This is a genomic window from Microbacterium sp. BF1 (assembly GCF_019279095.1).
In the GTDB taxonomy this organism is placed as follows: domain Bacteria; phylum Actinomycetota; class Actinomycetes; order Actinomycetales; family Microbacteriaceae; genus Microbacterium; species Microbacterium maritypicum.
In genome coordinates this window covers 1-14418 of record NZ_JAGYWT010000008.1, presented here as the reverse complement: position 1 = coordinate 14418, position 14418 = coordinate 1, and the positions used below count along the sequence as shown (strand labels likewise).

General features: G+C 65.8%; 15 protein-coding genes, 2 tRNA genes and 1 pseudogene. 12 read left to right on the top strand and 6 right to left on the bottom strand.

Going from position 1 to position 14418, the window contains the following annotated elements:
* Window positions 1-128: 128 nt before the first annotated feature.
* The 5 genes from KZA10_RS00640 to KZA10_RS00620 all read left to right on the top strand — a co-directional run bounded on the left by KZA10_RS00640 (window position 129) and on the right by KZA10_RS00620 (window position 4504).
* Window positions 129-219: transfer RNA gene (locus tag KZA10_RS00640), tRNA-Ser, on the top strand.
* A 777-nt stretch (window positions 220-996) separates the two neighbouring features.
* Complete coding sequence (locus tag KZA10_RS00635; protein ID WP_218681921.1) at window positions 997-1548, top strand: hypothetical protein; 552 nt, start codon at window positions 997-999, stop codon at window positions 1546-1548.
* A 146-nt stretch (window positions 1549-1694) separates the two neighbouring features.
* Window positions 1695-2741 (top strand): peptidoglycan-binding domain-containing protein, encoded by a 1047-nt coding sequence (locus KZA10_RS00630; protein ID WP_258185926.1) that lies wholly within the window; start codon window positions 1695-1697, stop codon window positions 2739-2741.
* 21 nt (window positions 2742-2762) lie between these two features.
* Window positions 2763-3413, top strand: coding sequence for an ABC transporter ATP-binding protein (locus KZA10_RS00625; protein ID WP_141387741.1), 651 nt, complete (start codon window positions 2763-2765; stop codon window positions 3411-3413).
* Window positions 3410-4504, top strand: a complete 1095-nt coding sequence (locus KZA10_RS00620; protein WP_141387739.1) for an ABC transporter permease — start codon at window positions 3410-3412, stop codon at window positions 4502-4504. The genes KZA10_RS00625 and KZA10_RS00620 overlap by 4 nt, the downstream gene beginning before the upstream one ends.
* Before the next feature lie 39 nt (window positions 4505-4543).
* Here KZA10_RS00620 and KZA10_RS00615 read toward each other — a convergent pair whose 3' ends face one another.
* Window positions 4544-5485 carry a LysR family transcriptional regulator gene (locus KZA10_RS00615; RefSeq protein WP_218681919.1) on the bottom strand — a complete coding sequence of 314 codons (942 nt, stop codon included), beginning with the start codon at window positions 5483-5485 and terminating at the stop codon, window positions 4544-4546.
* A gap of 122 nt (window positions 5486-5607) precedes the next feature.
* On the opposite strand from KZA10_RS00615, the gene KZA10_RS00610 reads away from it, so the two are divergent.
* The 4 genes from KZA10_RS00610 to KZA10_RS00595 all read left to right on the top strand — a co-directional run bounded on the left by KZA10_RS00610 (window position 5608) and on the right by KZA10_RS00595 (window position 8596).
* Complete coding sequence (locus KZA10_RS00610; RefSeq protein WP_218681918.1) at window positions 5608-6612, top strand: DUF1852 domain-containing protein; 1005 nt, start codon at window positions 5608-5610, stop codon at window positions 6610-6612.
* A 20-nt stretch (window positions 6613-6632) separates the two neighbouring features.
* Window positions 6633-7670 (top strand): methionine synthase, encoded by a 1038-nt coding sequence (locus tag KZA10_RS00605; protein ID WP_218681917.1) that lies wholly within the window; start codon window positions 6633-6635, stop codon window positions 7668-7670.
* A gap of 96 nt (window positions 7671-7766) precedes the next feature.
* Complete coding sequence (locus tag KZA10_RS00600; protein WP_218681916.1) at window positions 7767-8063, top strand: hypothetical protein; 297 nt, start codon at window positions 7767-7769, stop codon at window positions 8061-8063.
* A gap of 14 nt (window positions 8064-8077) precedes the next feature.
* Complete coding sequence (locus tag KZA10_RS00595) at window positions 8078-8596, top strand: Ig-like domain-containing protein (RefSeq protein ID WP_218681915.1); 519 nt, start codon at window positions 8078-8080, stop codon at window positions 8594-8596.
* On the opposite strand, the gene KZA10_RS00590 is transcribed toward KZA10_RS00595, so the two are convergent.
* From KZA10_RS00590 to KZA10_RS00580, 4 genes and pseudogenes are all read right to left on the bottom strand, one after another.
* Window positions 8575-8763 (bottom strand): hypothetical protein, encoded by a 189-nt coding sequence (locus tag KZA10_RS00590; protein ID WP_256934201.1) that lies wholly within the window; start codon window positions 8761-8763, stop codon window positions 8575-8577. The two genes, KZA10_RS00595 and KZA10_RS00590, sit on opposite strands and share 22 nt — an antisense overlap.
* Window positions 8764-8953: 190 nt before the next feature.
* A complete protein-coding gene (locus KZA10_RS00585; RefSeq protein ID WP_218681914.1) occupies window positions 8954-9934 on the bottom strand; it encodes a hypothetical protein in 981 nt (326 codons plus the stop codon).
* Window positions 9935-10016: 82 nt separating this feature from the next.
* A pseudogene (locus KZA10_RS17570) lies at window positions 10017-10196 on the bottom strand (MmgE/PrpD family protein); the annotation flags it as partial.
* A 119-nt stretch (window positions 10197-10315) separates the two neighbouring features.
* Complete coding sequence (locus KZA10_RS00580) at window positions 10316-11512, bottom strand: CpaF family protein (RefSeq protein WP_167497390.1); 1197 nt, start codon at window positions 11510-11512, stop codon at window positions 10316-10318.
* Window positions 11513-11654: 142 nt separating this feature from the next.
* On the opposite strand from KZA10_RS00580, the gene KZA10_RS00575 reads away from it, so the two are divergent.
* Window positions 11655-11736: transfer RNA gene (locus tag KZA10_RS00575), tRNA-Leu, on the top strand.
* A 96-nt stretch (window positions 11737-11832) separates the two neighbouring features.
* Window positions 11833-12612 carry a DedA family protein gene (locus KZA10_RS00570; RefSeq protein ID WP_167497391.1) on the top strand — a complete coding sequence of 260 codons (780 nt, stop codon included), beginning with the start codon at window positions 11833-11835 and terminating at the stop codon, window positions 12610-12612.
* A gap of 36 nt (window positions 12613-12648) precedes the next feature.
* On the opposite strand, the gene KZA10_RS00565 is transcribed toward KZA10_RS00570, so the two are convergent.
* On the bottom strand, window positions 12649-13458 hold the full coding sequence (locus KZA10_RS00565; RefSeq protein ID WP_218681913.1) for a Ku protein: 810 nt from the start codon (window positions 13456-13458) through the stop codon (window positions 12649-12651).
* Between the two features lie 89 nt (window positions 13459-13547).
* Between KZA10_RS00565 and ligD the strand changes: the two genes are divergently transcribed.
* On the top strand, window positions 13548-14418 hold an 871-nt coding region (ligD, locus tag KZA10_RS00560), incomplete at its 3' end, for a non-homologous end-joining DNA ligase (RefSeq protein ID WP_218681912.1).

The window sequence follows — 14418 nt, the reverse complement described above, 5'->3', positions numbered from 1 at the left end:
GCGGCATCGGCCGCGCGCCCGCCGGTTCGACCGAGGGCATCCTGCGCACGCACGCCGAGATCGCCGCCGCCTGGTGACGCGCGGCTCTCGATTCGCGTGCAGGCCCCACGTCGCGTAAGCTATTCCGCGGTGACGTGTCCGAGCGGCCGAAGGTGCAACTCTCGAAAAGTTGTGTAGGGTAACCCCCTACCGTGGGTTCAAATCCCACCGTCACCGCCAGGGAAACCCCCTCCTCGTGAGGGGGTTTTTCCGTTTCTGGGTGGGTGACCTCTCGGCTCGGGTGCCGCGGCGGCTTCTGCCGGCGGGACCCACCGGCGATCGGTCTTGTTCACTCTCTTCGGTGCCGCGTGGTGTGAATTTCGCAAGGTAGAAGATGGCTTTCAAAGGCTCTGTCGGGCGGGACGATACCCCGACATTCAGTAACGCACAAGGAAAACACGTCCTTTGCATGCGTTTGTCCCCCTTATGGCGGACAAACGCGCTCAAATCTTGTCGGCCATTTGGGGGACAAATGCAATCGCGGCTCGATGAGAGCCGCGCGCTGGTTGCGCATCGGGGGCGGATGCTCCGCCCGATGGCTGGTTCACACGAGCGCAGCTGATGTGTTACCGTGCTCGGAATCAAGGACCGTCACTGAATCAAAGGAGAAAAAGTGACACATTTCGCTAAACCAAGACGAGGGTATTCAAGGACCTGGAAAAGGGCCGGAGCGCTCTGTGCAGGGGTAGGTCTGAGCTTCGCGATGCTCCTCGGTGGAGCGGCGGCCGCGAATGCAAGTAGTAACTAGGAGATCGGAACAGCGTCGTGTTCAGGTTCTCAGTTCTCATTCTCGTCCGCGACTTCCACAAAGAGCGTCACGCATTATCACGAGATTCCCGGCGAGTGGAAGAGATCCACGAAGCCCTCCGGGTACAGCAATTTCTACGGATGACGAGGACAAGGCCCCGTCTGGGTCGAGATCTCGTCCAGCGTCAACATGGCCTCGCATCTCATCGGATGCCGCACTTGAGAGGCTCGAACCTCGTTGCCGCCAGCCTGTTCATCACGCTGGCGGCAACACTCGTCTCTTGTTCATCAGCGACAGACGCGTCATCTGGAGCCGGTGCAGACCCCGAGTCCTTCAGTCTGTCTCCCGCGGCAGACACCGTGTATCAGTGTCTCCGGGATCGTGGCTGGGACGTGACGATCAACTGGGACGGCGGAATCGAGGCGAACAGCAGTCAGGTTCCCTCGGGCCAGCAGGATCTCTACGTGTCGGATGAGAAGGAGTGCTGGGCTCTCATCGACGACAGGATCGAACGCATGGATTCTGAGGCCATCGCCGATGTCTACAAACAGGAGCTGGCGACGAGGGAGTGCCTCATCGATCACGGCTTCGACGTCGATCCCGCGCCGAGCGAGCAGCAGTACATCGACAGCTTTCACGACGAGAGGTGGATGGCGTACGGTGCGTCCACTCTGACGACGACGCCGATCGGCGAGTCCGAGTTTCGAGAGGTATCCGAAAAATGTCCGCAACCGGCGTGGTCGCTGGGCGCATCTGAGTAACGTCATAGCTGCTCCCCGTCCGATTTCGTGCGATCCGTTCCCGGTCGTCGCGGTGGGCAGGGCGTGGGAATGCGGGGCGGACGATCGAGAGGTGCGGCAATCCAATGAGTGTTGACGGGCGAGGGCGCCGTTTGTCCTGGAGGCTGGTGCTGGGAGGTCTCGTCTTGCTGGTCGTGGGGGCGGCGTGCGCGTGGGCGACGATGACGGTGCTGCGACCCGCCGACGATCCACTGGCGTCGACCGAGCACACCTATGTCGAGGTCACGCGGGGAAAGGTGGGCGCGTCGATCTCGCTGAACACCATCGCCGAATGGAGCCAGGTGCCGGCGGGGTCCAATCACGCATCGGGGATCGTCACCAGCATAGGAATCGAGCCGGGGGCCGAAGTCTCTCACGGTTCCGTGCTCTACTCGGTCGATCTGCGACCGGTCGCTGTCGCCCAAGGGGAGGTGCCGATGTTCCGGCAGATCGGCGCCGGCGTCGCGGGGGCGGACGTGCGGCAGTTGCAGGAGATGCTCGCCGCGTTGGGGTACTACGACAGCGCGTTCGATGGCAGAGCAGAGGCAGGGACGATCGCGGCGATCAAACGCTGGCAGAAGTCTTCGGGGCTGTCGGAAAGCGGTGTCGTGGAGCAGGGCGATCTGATCTTCGTCTCACGGTTGCCGGCCCGGCTCGCCTTGAACTCCGAGTCCATACACCGTGGCGCCAGCCTCTCGGGCGGCGAGGAGGCGGTTCTCGGTCTGCCGGCTGCACCCCGATTCTGGGTGCCGGTGTCCGAGGGGCAGGCCGCGATGATCACTGCCGGCACCGTGATCGAGGTGACCTCTCCAGATGGACAGACCTGGCGAGGTGTCGCCGGCGAGCAGGAGCGCGACGCCGACGGCGGAGCGATCTCGATTGCTGTGACTGGTCCCGATGGGACGGTGCTGTGCGGCGATGCTTGCGGGCAGGTCCCGGTCTCGGGCCAGACGACACTCCTGTCGAACGTGGTGACGGTCGAGCAGGTCGAGGGCCTGTTGGTGCCGTCGTCCGCACTCGTCACGATGGCCGATGCCGGGACCGCCGTGATCGGTGAGGATGGAAAGCGGATCCCCGTCGAGGTACGGACCTCCGCGAAGGGTATGTCGGTGGTCTCCGGCGTCGATGAAGGCATCCGCGTACGAGTTCCCGCAAAGGATGAGTCCGGGGAATGACGGGAGTACAGGACGTGGCTGATGGGAAGAGATGATGTCCTGTTGGAGGCCCGCGATATCACCTTCGGGTATTCCCGTGGACAGGCCGTGCTGGATGAGTGGTCGGCGCGATTCAGGGTGGGATGCGTAACGGCGCTCACCGGCCCCTCGGGACGAGGTAAGTCGACGCTCCTCTACCTGCTCGGCCTCATGCTGGACCCATCCAGTGGTGAAGTGCTGTTTGGCGGGCGGAACGTCGTCGGTCTGCCGGACGCGGAACGCGCTCGATTGCGTTCTCACCAGTTCGGCTTCGTCTTCCAGGACGCGGCTTTGGACGCCACTCGCTCTGTCCTCGACAACGTCACCGAAACTGCGCTCTACAGGAGGGAGCCTCGAAAAGAGGCCGAGCGGCGGGCTTCGCAGCTCTTGGACCGGTTCGGAGTGGACGTGCCGGCGCATCGCAAGCCGGGGCAGGTTTCTGGAGGGCAGGCCCAGCGAATCGCCCTGTGTAGAGCCCTTTTGTCTGAGCCTGCGATATTGCTCGCAGACGAACCGACGGGAAACCTCGATCCCACCACGAGTTCTCTCGTCATCGATGCACTGCGCATGCACGCCTCCGCCGGGAACACCGTGATCGTCGTCACCCATTCCCCTGAGGTCGCAGCGGCCAGCGACGTGGAGATCCGACTGTGATCGGCTCCGTGATCCGCGAGGCGACAGCTTCCGCACGATCGCAACCGGTCGCGTCCATCGTCACGATCATGATGGTGGTCGGGATGGTCCTCGCTGTGATGCTCACCACAGGACGCACCGTCGGTGCTGAGCAGCAGGTGCTCGGATCCATCGATTCTGCCGGCACGCGCTCCATCGTCGTGCGTGCCGATGCGGGCGCGGGCGTCACGAGCAGCGTTCTCGATCGTATCGATCGTATCGAGGGCATCGAATGGTCGGCAGGATTCTCGTCGGCAGTCGATGCCACCAATAGCGCCATCGTCGATGGATTGCGCGTACCGGTGCGGTTCGCGTATGGCGATCAGCTCGACCGGCTCGGAGTTCCCGAAGACTCCCCGATTCCCGGCGGGCTCGCCTGGGCGTCCGGTCCCGCACTCGAACAGCTCGGTATGCCGGACCGATCCGGGGGGATTACCCTGACCAGCGGGGCCTCGTACGGAATCGGCGGACGCCTCGATGTGCCCGATTTTCTGCGCCCACTCGAGCCCGTCGTCCTCGTTCCTCAACCTGAGGCGAGCGGCGACGAGGCGATCGGCGTCTTGGTGATTATTGCCGAGAGCCCAGAGTTGGTCTCGCCCGTCAGTAAAGCAGCACTGTCAGTGCTTGCCGCCGCCGATCCGACGAAAGTCACGGTGCAGACCAGCGAAGCACTCGCGCAACTGCGGGGGCTCATCGAAGGTCAACTCGGGAGTTTCTCGCGTGGGTTGGTGCTCGCGTTGCTCGCGCTTACCGGGATGCTCGTCGCGATACTGCTGTACGGCCTCGTCATGATGCGCCGGAAGGACTTCGGCCGGCGACGAGCGCTCGGCGCGAGCCGCGCTCTGATCATCGGACTTCTCCTCACCCAGACGGTCATCCTCGCAGCCGTCGGTATCGTCATCGGCACGATCGTCTCGTTCCTCGTCCTGGCAGCCACAGGGGACCCCTGGCCGGGATTCACCTTCACCGTGGCACTCGGTGTCCTCACGATGGTCACAGCGCTCATCGCCGCGCTTGTTCCAGCCACGATCGCCAGCCGCCGAGAGCCGATACGCGAACTCCGCGTGCCCTGACCGGATTGAGAACCGATGCAGCTGTCGACGCCGACGACCTCAGCCGAGCAGCTCCACCCCGAAACCGGAGACGACGGTGCGCAGTTCGGCGAGGTAGCGCTGCGCCTGCTCGGTGAGGGGGATCGCCGAGTGGCCGATCCAGCCGATCTCGATCTGTTCGTCGATGTCGAGGGGGATGGCGATGATCTCGGGATCGAGGTCATCGCTGATGATGCCCGTCGAGATGGTGTATCCGTCGAGCCCGATCATCAGGTTGAAGATGGTGGCGCGGTCGGAGACGCGGATGTCCCGCGGGCTCGACAGGGTGGAGAGGATCTCCTCGGCGAAGTAGAAGGAGTTGTTGGCGCCCTGGTCGAAGGTGAGCCTCGGTACGTCGGCGAGATCGGCGAGGGTCACGCGCTCTCGAGCGGCGAGGGGGTTCTTGCGGGAGATGAAGATGTGCGGTTCCGCGACGAAGAGCGGATGGAACGCGAGACCGGAGTCGCGGAGCAACTTGTCGATGACGTTGCGGTTGAAGTCGCTCCGGTAGAGGATCCCCAGCTCGCTGCGGAGGGTCCGGACGTCTTCGATGATGTCCCACGTGCGCGTCTCGCGCAGCGAGAACTCGTACTCCGCCGCCGAGGTCGCCTTCACCATCCGCACCAGCGCGTCGACCGCGAACGAGTAGTGCTGGGTCGACACTCCGAGCAGTCGTCGCGACGGCGGTCGGCCGAGGTAGCGCTGTTCGAGGAGCGCCACCTGCTCGACGACCTGCCTGGCATATCCGAGGAACTCCACGCCGTCGGTGGTGAGCGTCACGCCGCGGGCGGAGCGGAGCAGGAGCGTGCGCCCCACTCTGCTCTCGAGGTCCTTCATCGCGGCGGACATGGTGGGCTGGGCGACGTAGAGCAGGTCGGCGGCGGCGCTGATCGAGCCCTCCGCAGCGACCTCTATGTAGTACGTGAGGTGCTGCAGGGTGATGCCGCTCGAGCGCTTGGCCATAGCCCCAGACTATGTCACGGCATAGTCGCGGCGCATTACCCGATGGGGTCCCTCCGGCAGCACGATGGAGGGATCCCGTTTCGTGAGGCCGAGCCCGGCCGATCACCCTCCGATTGGCCCTCATGGCATCCGAATTCACCTTCCGCATCACGACGACCCGCTTCGACGAGGACTACTCACCGTCGGACAACTCCCGCATCACCACGAACTTCGCCAACCTGGCGCGGGGGGAGCATCGACAGCAAAACCTCCGCAACGCCCTGACGATGATCGACCGTCGGTTCAACGATCTGGCGCACTGGGACAACCCGGACCGGGACCGCTACAGCGTCGAACTCGAGATCGTCTCGGTGGCGGTGCAGTTCGCCGCGGAGGGCGAGGACCAGGAGTTCCCGCTGCTCGAGGTCCTGGACATCCATGTCCTCGACCGTCTCACCGGGTCGCGCAGCCACGGCATCGTGGGGAACAACTTCTCGTCCTACATCCGCGACTTCGACTTCAGCGTGCGACTGCCGGCGGCCAGCGAGGCCGCAGGAGGGTTCAGCGTTCCCGCCGACTTCGGCGAGCTGCACGGCAAGCTGTTCCAGCACTTCCTCGACTCGGAGGCCTATCAGGAGCGCTTCACCGTGTCGCCCGTGATCTGCATCAGCGTCTCGACGAGCAAGACCTACCGTCGCACCGAGAACCACCACCCGATCCTCGGTGTCGAGTACGAGCAGAAGGACCCCTCGCTGACCGACGAGTACTTCGGCAAGATGGGCCTCTCCGTCCGGTACTTCATGCCGCGCGGCAGCGTCGCGCCGTTGGCGTTCTACTTCCGCGGCGATCTGCTCGGCGACTACACGAACCTCCAGCTCATCGGCACGATCAGCACGATGGAGACGTTCCAGAAGATCTACCGGCCCGAGATCTACAACGCGAACTCGGAAGCCGCGAGCATCTACCGGCCGACCCTGGAGCAGCAGGATTACTCGGTGACCAAGATCGCCTACGACCGCGACGAGCGCAGTCGGCTCGCGACCGAGCAGGGGCAGTATGCCGACGCGCATCTCATGAAGCCGCACGGTGCCTTGCTCGAGCAGTGGGCCGCCGACTACTCCGACGCGTGCCTGGTCCCCGTCGGATGACCAACGGAGAATCACCGATCATGCACACACTCCTTCCCACCTCGATCGTCGGCAGTCTTCCGAAGCCGTCGTGGCTGGCCGAGCCGGAAACGCTCTGGTCTCCGTGGAAACTGCAGGGCGACGCCCTGGTTGAGGGCATGCAGGATGCGCTCCGCATCGCCGTTCAGGAGCAGCGCCAGGCCGGCATCGACATCATCAGCGACGGGGAGCAGACGCGCCAGCACTTCGTCACGACGTTCATCGAGCATCTCTCCGGCGTCGACTTCGACCAGCGGGAGACCGTGCGGATCCGCGACCGGTACGACGCCAGCGTGCCGACGGTCGTCGGCGCCGTGAGCCGCGAGAAGCCCGTGTTCGTCGAAGACGCGAGGTTCCTCCGCCAGCAGACTGATCAGCCCATCAAGTGGGCACTGCCCGGCCCGATGACGATGATCGACACCCTCTACGATCGCCACTACAAGAGCCGCGAGAAGCTGGCCTGGGAGTTCGCGACGATCCTCAATCAAGAGGCGAAGGAGCTCGAGGCGGCCGGGGTGGACATCATCCAGTTCGACGAGCCGGCGTTCAACGTCTTCTTCGACGACGTGCAGGACTGGGGCGTGGCAATGCTCGAGCGGGCGGCCGAGGGATTGCGCGCGGAGACCGTGGTGCACATCTGCTACGGCTACGGGATCAAGGCGAACACGGACTGGAAGGCGACTCTCGGCTCGGAATGGCGGCAGTACGAGAAGTTCTTCCCGCTGCTGCAGCAGTCCAGCATCGACATCGTCTCGCTGGAGAGCCACCACTCGCACGTTCCGCTGGACCTGATCGAGCTCATCCGGGGCAAGAAGGTCATGCTCGGAGCCATCGATGTGGCAAGCCACACGATCGAGACCCCGGAGGAGGTCGCCGACACCCTCAGGAACGCGCTCCGCTTCGTCGACGCCGACAAGCTCATCCCGAGCACGAACTGCGGCTTGGCGCCGTTGTCACGTGACCTCGCACGCGGCAAGCTGCGAGCGCTCAGCGCGGGCGCTGCTCTGCTTCGCGAGGAGCTCACCGCCGCCGGGGCCTGATCTACCGGGTCGGATCTCGACGGGTGCACGTCGATCCCCGATCGAGACCCGGCGCCGACACGAGATGCGGCACGCGGGAGCGCGTATTCTCAGACCATGGGAACTCTCGAGTACAACAGCTCTCGTCCTCCGATCGAGGTCGATGATGCGACGTTGGCGCACCTGAAGATCGTGATCGGCACGAAGCTCCGCCGTCACGAGAGCTTCATGATGACCTGGCTGCCCGAGGAGAAGAACCCCGCCGGCCGACTCACCATCTGGATGCATCCGGCGATCGCGCTGATCCTCGCGTTCGACGGTTCGAGGATGCCGGAGATCGACACGAAGCGGATCGAGCGCATGATGGAGAACCTCAACGCCCGCGGAGAACTCGTCCTCGACCAGCTCGGATAGGCGACATCAGCGAGGTGTCAGGGGTCTTCCGCGCGTCGGGGATCCGTCGTTCCCTCGGCCGATCCGCGCTCGCGCTCGTCGTCGGTCTCTTCGTCGGTGCCGCGAGCATCGCCGGCATCGCCGACGCCCCCGCGCTCGCCGCGGAACCCGCCCCCACGGTCACGGACATCTCGGTGGCTCCGTATGAGGCGTCGAATCCGCTGGTCCCGTCGGCTGCCCTGCCCTTCCTCGCCGTCACGTTGACCGTGGAGCGGGAACTCCCGAACGCCGGCGACACCTTCGAAGTGCGCGCGCCCGCCGGTGCCAGGGTCGTCTTGAGCGAAGATGCGTCGATCGTGGATGCGTCGGGAGCGGCCCTCGTCGACGTCGTCGTGACCGCCCACGGCGCCGACGGCGACACGATGACCGGAACGTTCACCGAGGCCGCCGCGAACAGCAGGAAGGTGAGCGGCACGTTCACGTTCTTCCTCCAGGTCGTCGGCAGCGGGATCCTCGCCGCCGGGGGAGGGATCTACCACGCTGCGGACATGTAGGAGCTCGCGAGCGGGAGGTCGCGCAACCAGACGACCTCGACCTCGACGGCATCGACTTGATAGACGCAGGCGACCGTGCGCCGTGAGTCATCCTGGGCATAGCGGTGATCGAGGATCAGCCACTCGGTATCGGTGATCTTCCTCAGCTCGAATCGGGGATCGGGCATCGTGAACATCTCAACACTCCAATCGGTTGGCCGGTATCGGCTGCCGAGGAGCGCACCACCCCCGGGCGGTGCCGGTCGGGCATCCGCGCGGTCAACGGGCGCTCTTCAGCCCGCCAGAACTCAGCAGAATTGTACGTCCGAGCCGATATATTGCTCAACTCGTCCCGCGGTCGCACAGCGATCGGGAACGCTATGCGGGAGGGATGCAGACCGACGTCGACGTCAGGTGGATCAGCCCATCGAGGCTCGAGGTGTCCTTGATGCCCACGCGTGCCACCGGAAGGCTCTCGCTGTAGCGGATGTCCTCCTGCATCGCCCGGTCCTTCGCATAGCCAGCCTGGTCCCACACCGCCAGAATCCGTTCCAGAGATCGGCTGTTGTCGTCGGTGCGGAACGCGATCTGCACTTCGCGCTGCGTGCCGGGGCCTTCCGTGCAGGGTGTCGACGACAAGGGCAGCGAGGAAGAGTCCAACGGCGCACCCGAGGCATCGACGACCACTCCCGCAGCGGCGTCGAACGACGCGCCGATCATCTCCCTCATCGCGCCGTCGACGTTCTCCACCGTCAACTTCTCCGTTTCGGGGGAGGGGATCGGCGGGTACGGAGCCTGATCGGCGCTCCTCGCTGTGTGCAGCCCGCACTGCGGCGAGCGGTCGTCGAGAACCGGCAGCGAGAGCGACGTGCCGGAACCGGCCGTGACCCCCGTGCTCGCGACAGGGCGGTTGACGGCGTAGGAGACGGTCAGCATGCCGCGCTCTTCGGTCACGGCGTAGCCGCCCATCGAGAACGGCTGGTGCCCGTTGTCACCGGATGACCACCCGACCTGAGTGACGATGAACGCCCCGTCCTGCCGGTACACCGTGCCGCTCGATCCCATGAGAAACGAGCGCTCGACGACCACGTACCCGGTGTCGCAGCCCCTGTGCAGTACGGGCGTCACGTTCGCGTCGACGGTGAAGACTGCAGCGAGCGCAGCGAGGGCCCCGGCGCACGTGGCCAGCACGACGCCGATGACCTTCAGCGGCAGCATCCTCCGCGGCGCTTCGATGCTCCACAGGCCGACGCCGAGGGAGCCGAAAGCCAGGAGTACAGACAGAGTGAGAAGACTGAGCTCGTCGAGCGGTCCGATCAGGACGGATGCCGCCCCCGAGGAGGCAGAAGACACCGCCACGACCCAGAAGACGACGGCCGTGGCGCAGGCGAAGACACCGCCGGCGATCCACGTGATGGTCCGCCGAGGGGGAGGCGGGGGTGGTGAGGGAGGCCGCAGCCACCGAAGCGTTGTCGATGATGCGGTTGATGATCATGCCGACGACGTCCTGCTCGACCTCGACCTGGTCGGCGGCGACCTCGGCGATCTTCCAGGCGAGCTGCTCTTCCCTGGCGAGGTTCTCGTCGCTGCGGTGCACACGGACGTGGTGGGTGACGGTCATTTCTTATCCTTCATGCCGACCCTGTCTCGGGAGCGGTTCGGCCCCGTCCGACAGGGGCCACATCCATGGCGAGAGGCACAGGAGCACACCCGCAGCGAGGACAGCGCCCACGAGCACCGTCACGATGCGGCCTCGATCGGGCGCAGGTCCCCGCGCTCCCTGCCGAAATCGTCGCTCTGCCGGGTTCGCGCCCGGTAGACCGACCTCGTGCGCACCTTCCCCTCGTCGATGTCGCCTGTCGGAGCGATGATCTCCTGCACGTGTCGCCGTCCTGCCTGATCTCGGACGCAGTGCACGACCAGATCGATCGACGCGGCGAGCGCCGGTGCGATGAATGCACGATCGATGTTCCGTCCGGCCAAGAGCGGGAGGATCGTGAGCTTCTCGATGGCTTCGGTCGCCGAGTTCGCGTGCACAGTGCACGCCCCGGGTACGCCGGTGTTGAGCGCGAGCACGAGATCGAGGGCTTCGGCGTCGCGGACCTCGCCGACGACGAGACGGTCGGGGCGCATGCGCAGCGCCTCCTTCACCAGTCGACGCAAGGTGATCTCCCCCGTCCCCTCGAGACTCGCCTGGCGCCCCTGGAGCGAGACGAGATCAGGCCCCTCCACGGCAAGTTCGAACGTCTCCTCCACAGTGACGATGCGCTGCGTACCGGCGCAGGAGGCCAGCAGCGCGCCGAGCATGGTGGTCTTGCCCGCGTGCGTCGCACCCGAGACGATCACGCTGCGGCCGTCGTTCATGGCGGTCGTCAGCAGCTCCGCGACGTCGGTCGGCATCATCCCCTGCGCCGCGAGCGCGTCGAGGGATCGATACTTCGGCAGGAACTTGCGGATGTTGACGGCCCAGGAGCCGCGCACCACGTCGGCGATCGCCACGTGCAGACGGGATCCGTCCGGCAACGAGGCATCCACGAACGGCTGGCTGATATCCACCCGCCGGCCGGTCGACTGCAGCATGCGCTCGACGAGGTCGCGCACCGCGACATCGTCGAGACGAAGGCCCGTCCGCTCGGCCGTGCCCTCTCGCGCGACGTGCACGTGGCCCGTTCCGTTGAGCCAGATCTCCTCGATCTCCGGATCGTCGAGCAGCGGCTGCAGCGCGCCGAATCCGCTGAGCGACGCCATGACCTCTCTCACGCACGCCGCTTCATCGTCGATCAGCGCCTCCCCGCGAGCGAGGGCGAGATCGTCGTGGCGGCGAACCTCGGCGTGGGTGATGCGCCAGGCCGCCTCCGGATCGATCGACGGGTCGATGCCCTCGGCGCGCAGACGCGACCGCACACGGTCGGCGACAAGGGCGGACGGATGACTCACCCAGGCATCCTCGCAACAATCGCCCTCCGCCCTCCGAAGTTATCCACAGCCGCTCTGGCGCGCCCGAGCGCTCAGGGGGAGACGGACTGCGGGCTGATCCCCAGACAGGCGGTTTCGACGATCAGTAGACTGTTTCCACCGCGCGGGAGTGGTGGAATTGGCAGACACGCAGGATTTAGGTTCCTGTGCCCCAGGGCGTGTGGGTTCAAGTCCCACCTTCCGCACGAGAGACGACGGCATCCTTCTCGGGTCGCCACGACATCGCTCTGTTCTACCGCCGACCATTCACCACCGACGGGACTCCCCCTGTGCTCGAAACCATGCTGCACGCGCCGACCGCTCTCATCCCCTGGCTCGACCCTGCGACGATCATCGGGACCGCCGGGCCGTGGGCACTGCTCGTGGTGTGCTTCATCATCTTCGCCGAGACCGGTCTGCTCGTCGGGTTCCTGCTTCCCGGTGACACCCTCCTGGTGATCGCCGGCCTCCTCTCGCACCCGATCGCGGGCTCCGAGCACGGCGTCTTCGGCATCAACGTCTGGTGGGTCGCACTCCTGATCGGCCTCGCGGCGTTCGTCGGCGGTGAAGTCGGATACGTCATCGGGCATAAGGGTGGACCGGCGGTCTTCGAGCGCAAGGAATCGGGCCTGTTCAGCAAGAAGAACGTCGAACGCACGAACGCGTTCTTCGAGCGCTTCGGCGGCATCACCGTGATCCTCGCGCGCTTCGTGCCGATCGTGCGCACCTTCGCGCCGGTCGCCGCTGGTGTGGGCCATATGCCATGGCGCAAGTACACCCTCTACAACCTGATCGGGGCAGTCCTCTGGGGCTTCGGGCTCACCATGTTCGGCTATCTCATCGGCTTCATCCCGCCGGTCGCCGAGTTCGTGGAGAGCTACATCGACCTGATCCTGTTTGCGGCCGTCGGTGGCACCGCGCTCGTCACCCTGTGGCACTACCTCTCCGAGCGTCACAAGGCCAAGAAGTCCGCTGCGGCAGGCGAAGACGTGGTCACCGACGCCGAGGAGGCACAGGAGCTCGTGCTCGACGCCGACGTCTTCGACCGTTCTCCCGACCTGGACGGCGACGGCAAGCACTGATCGCGCATCGGGGGCCGACTCCTCGGCACCCGATGATCACCCCGCGTTCTTGGCGCGCTCTTCCTTCGACCGCGCCACGCTCGCGCGCAGCGCTTCCATGAGGTCGATGACCTCGCCGCCCTCTGCCGCCTTCTCGGTTTCACCGAAGGTCTCGGCCACGTCGAACGTGTCGCCCGCCTCGATCTTCGCGTCGATGAGGGTGCGCAGTTCCTTCTGGTACTCGTCGACGAACGCCTCGGGGTCGAAGTCCGCCGAGTAGCTGTCGACGAGGGAGGCCGAGAGCTCCAACTCCTTCTTCGAGATCCGCACGTCCTCGTCCAGCGCCGGGAAAGCGGCTTCGCGCACCTCGTCTGCCCACAGGAGCGTCTGCAGCACGAGCACCTTCCCTCGCACCCGGAGCGCGGCGAGGCGGGTCTTCTGCCGCAGGGTGAAGCGCACGATCGCCGTGCGGTCGGTCTGCTCGAGGGTCTTCCTCAGCAGCACGTAGGCCTTCGGCGACTTCGAATCGGGTTCGAGGTAGTACGGCTTGTCGAGTGAGAGCAGATCGACCTGGTCGGACGGCACGAACTCGACCACGTCGATCTCCCGGCTCTTCTCCGCCGGAAGCGCCGCGAGGTCGTCTTTCGTCAGCACGACGGTCTGGCCCTCGTCGACGTAGGCGCGATCGATGTCCGCGTAGGCCACGGTCTCGCCGCACACCTCGCAGGTGCGCTGATAGCGGATGCGTCCGCCGTCCTTCTCGTGCACCTGATGCAGCGGCACGTCGTGGTCCTCGGTCGCGGAGTACACCTTGACCGGGACGTTCACGAGCCCGAACGTCAGTGCGCCCTTCCAGATCGTCCTCATCACACCAGTAGACACCAGCCGCCGCCGTCACGACCAGCCCCTTGACCACCGACGCCTCGACCACGCGGACCCTTGACTACGCTGGCCCCATGGTCACAGAAGGGCAGATCGTGCAGGTCGACGGCCGACGCCTGCGTGTGACCAACCTCGACAAGGTCGTGTATCCCGCGACCGGCACCACCAAGGGCGAGATCATCGCCTACTACACGGCCATCGCTCCGCTCCTGCTCCCCCTCCTCGACGGCCGCCCCGTCACCCGCAAACGCTGGGTGGAGGGCGTCGGGAGCGCGGAGGCCCCGGCTGACTCGTTCTTCACGAAGCAGATCGAACCGGGCGCGCCGTCGTGGATCCCCCGTCAGGCGATCCAGCACTCGGACGGCCCCAAGGAGTATCCCCTCGTCCAGGACGTCCCGACCCTCGTCTGGCTCGCGCAGGTCGCCGCCATCGAACTGCATGTGCCGCAGTGGCGCTTCTCCCCCGAGGGCCTTCCCGGCAAGCCCGATCGGCTCGTGCTCGACCTCGACCCCGGGGAGGGGGTGGGGCTGGAGCAGTGTGCCGAGGTCGCCCGCATCGCCCGCGTCATCCTGTCCGACATGGGGCTCGACCCCCTGCCGGTCACCAGCGGCAGCAAGGGCATCCACCTGTACGCGTCGCTACCCGGCGAGCAGACGAGCGACGAGGTCTCGACCGTCGTCAGAGAGCTCGCGCGGATGATCGAGAACGACCACCCCGACCTCGCCACCAGCGTCATGGCGAAGGCGGTCCGTGGCGGCAAGGTGTTCCTCGACTGGAGCCAGAACAACGGCAAGAAGACCACGATCTCGCCCTACTCGCTCCGCGGCCGTGCGCAGCCCTGGGTGGCTGCTCCTCGCACCTGGGACGAACTCGACGACCCGGGCCTCGCCCAGCTCGACCTCGATCAGGTGCTCGCCCGCGCGGCCGCCGGCGTCGACCCCCTCG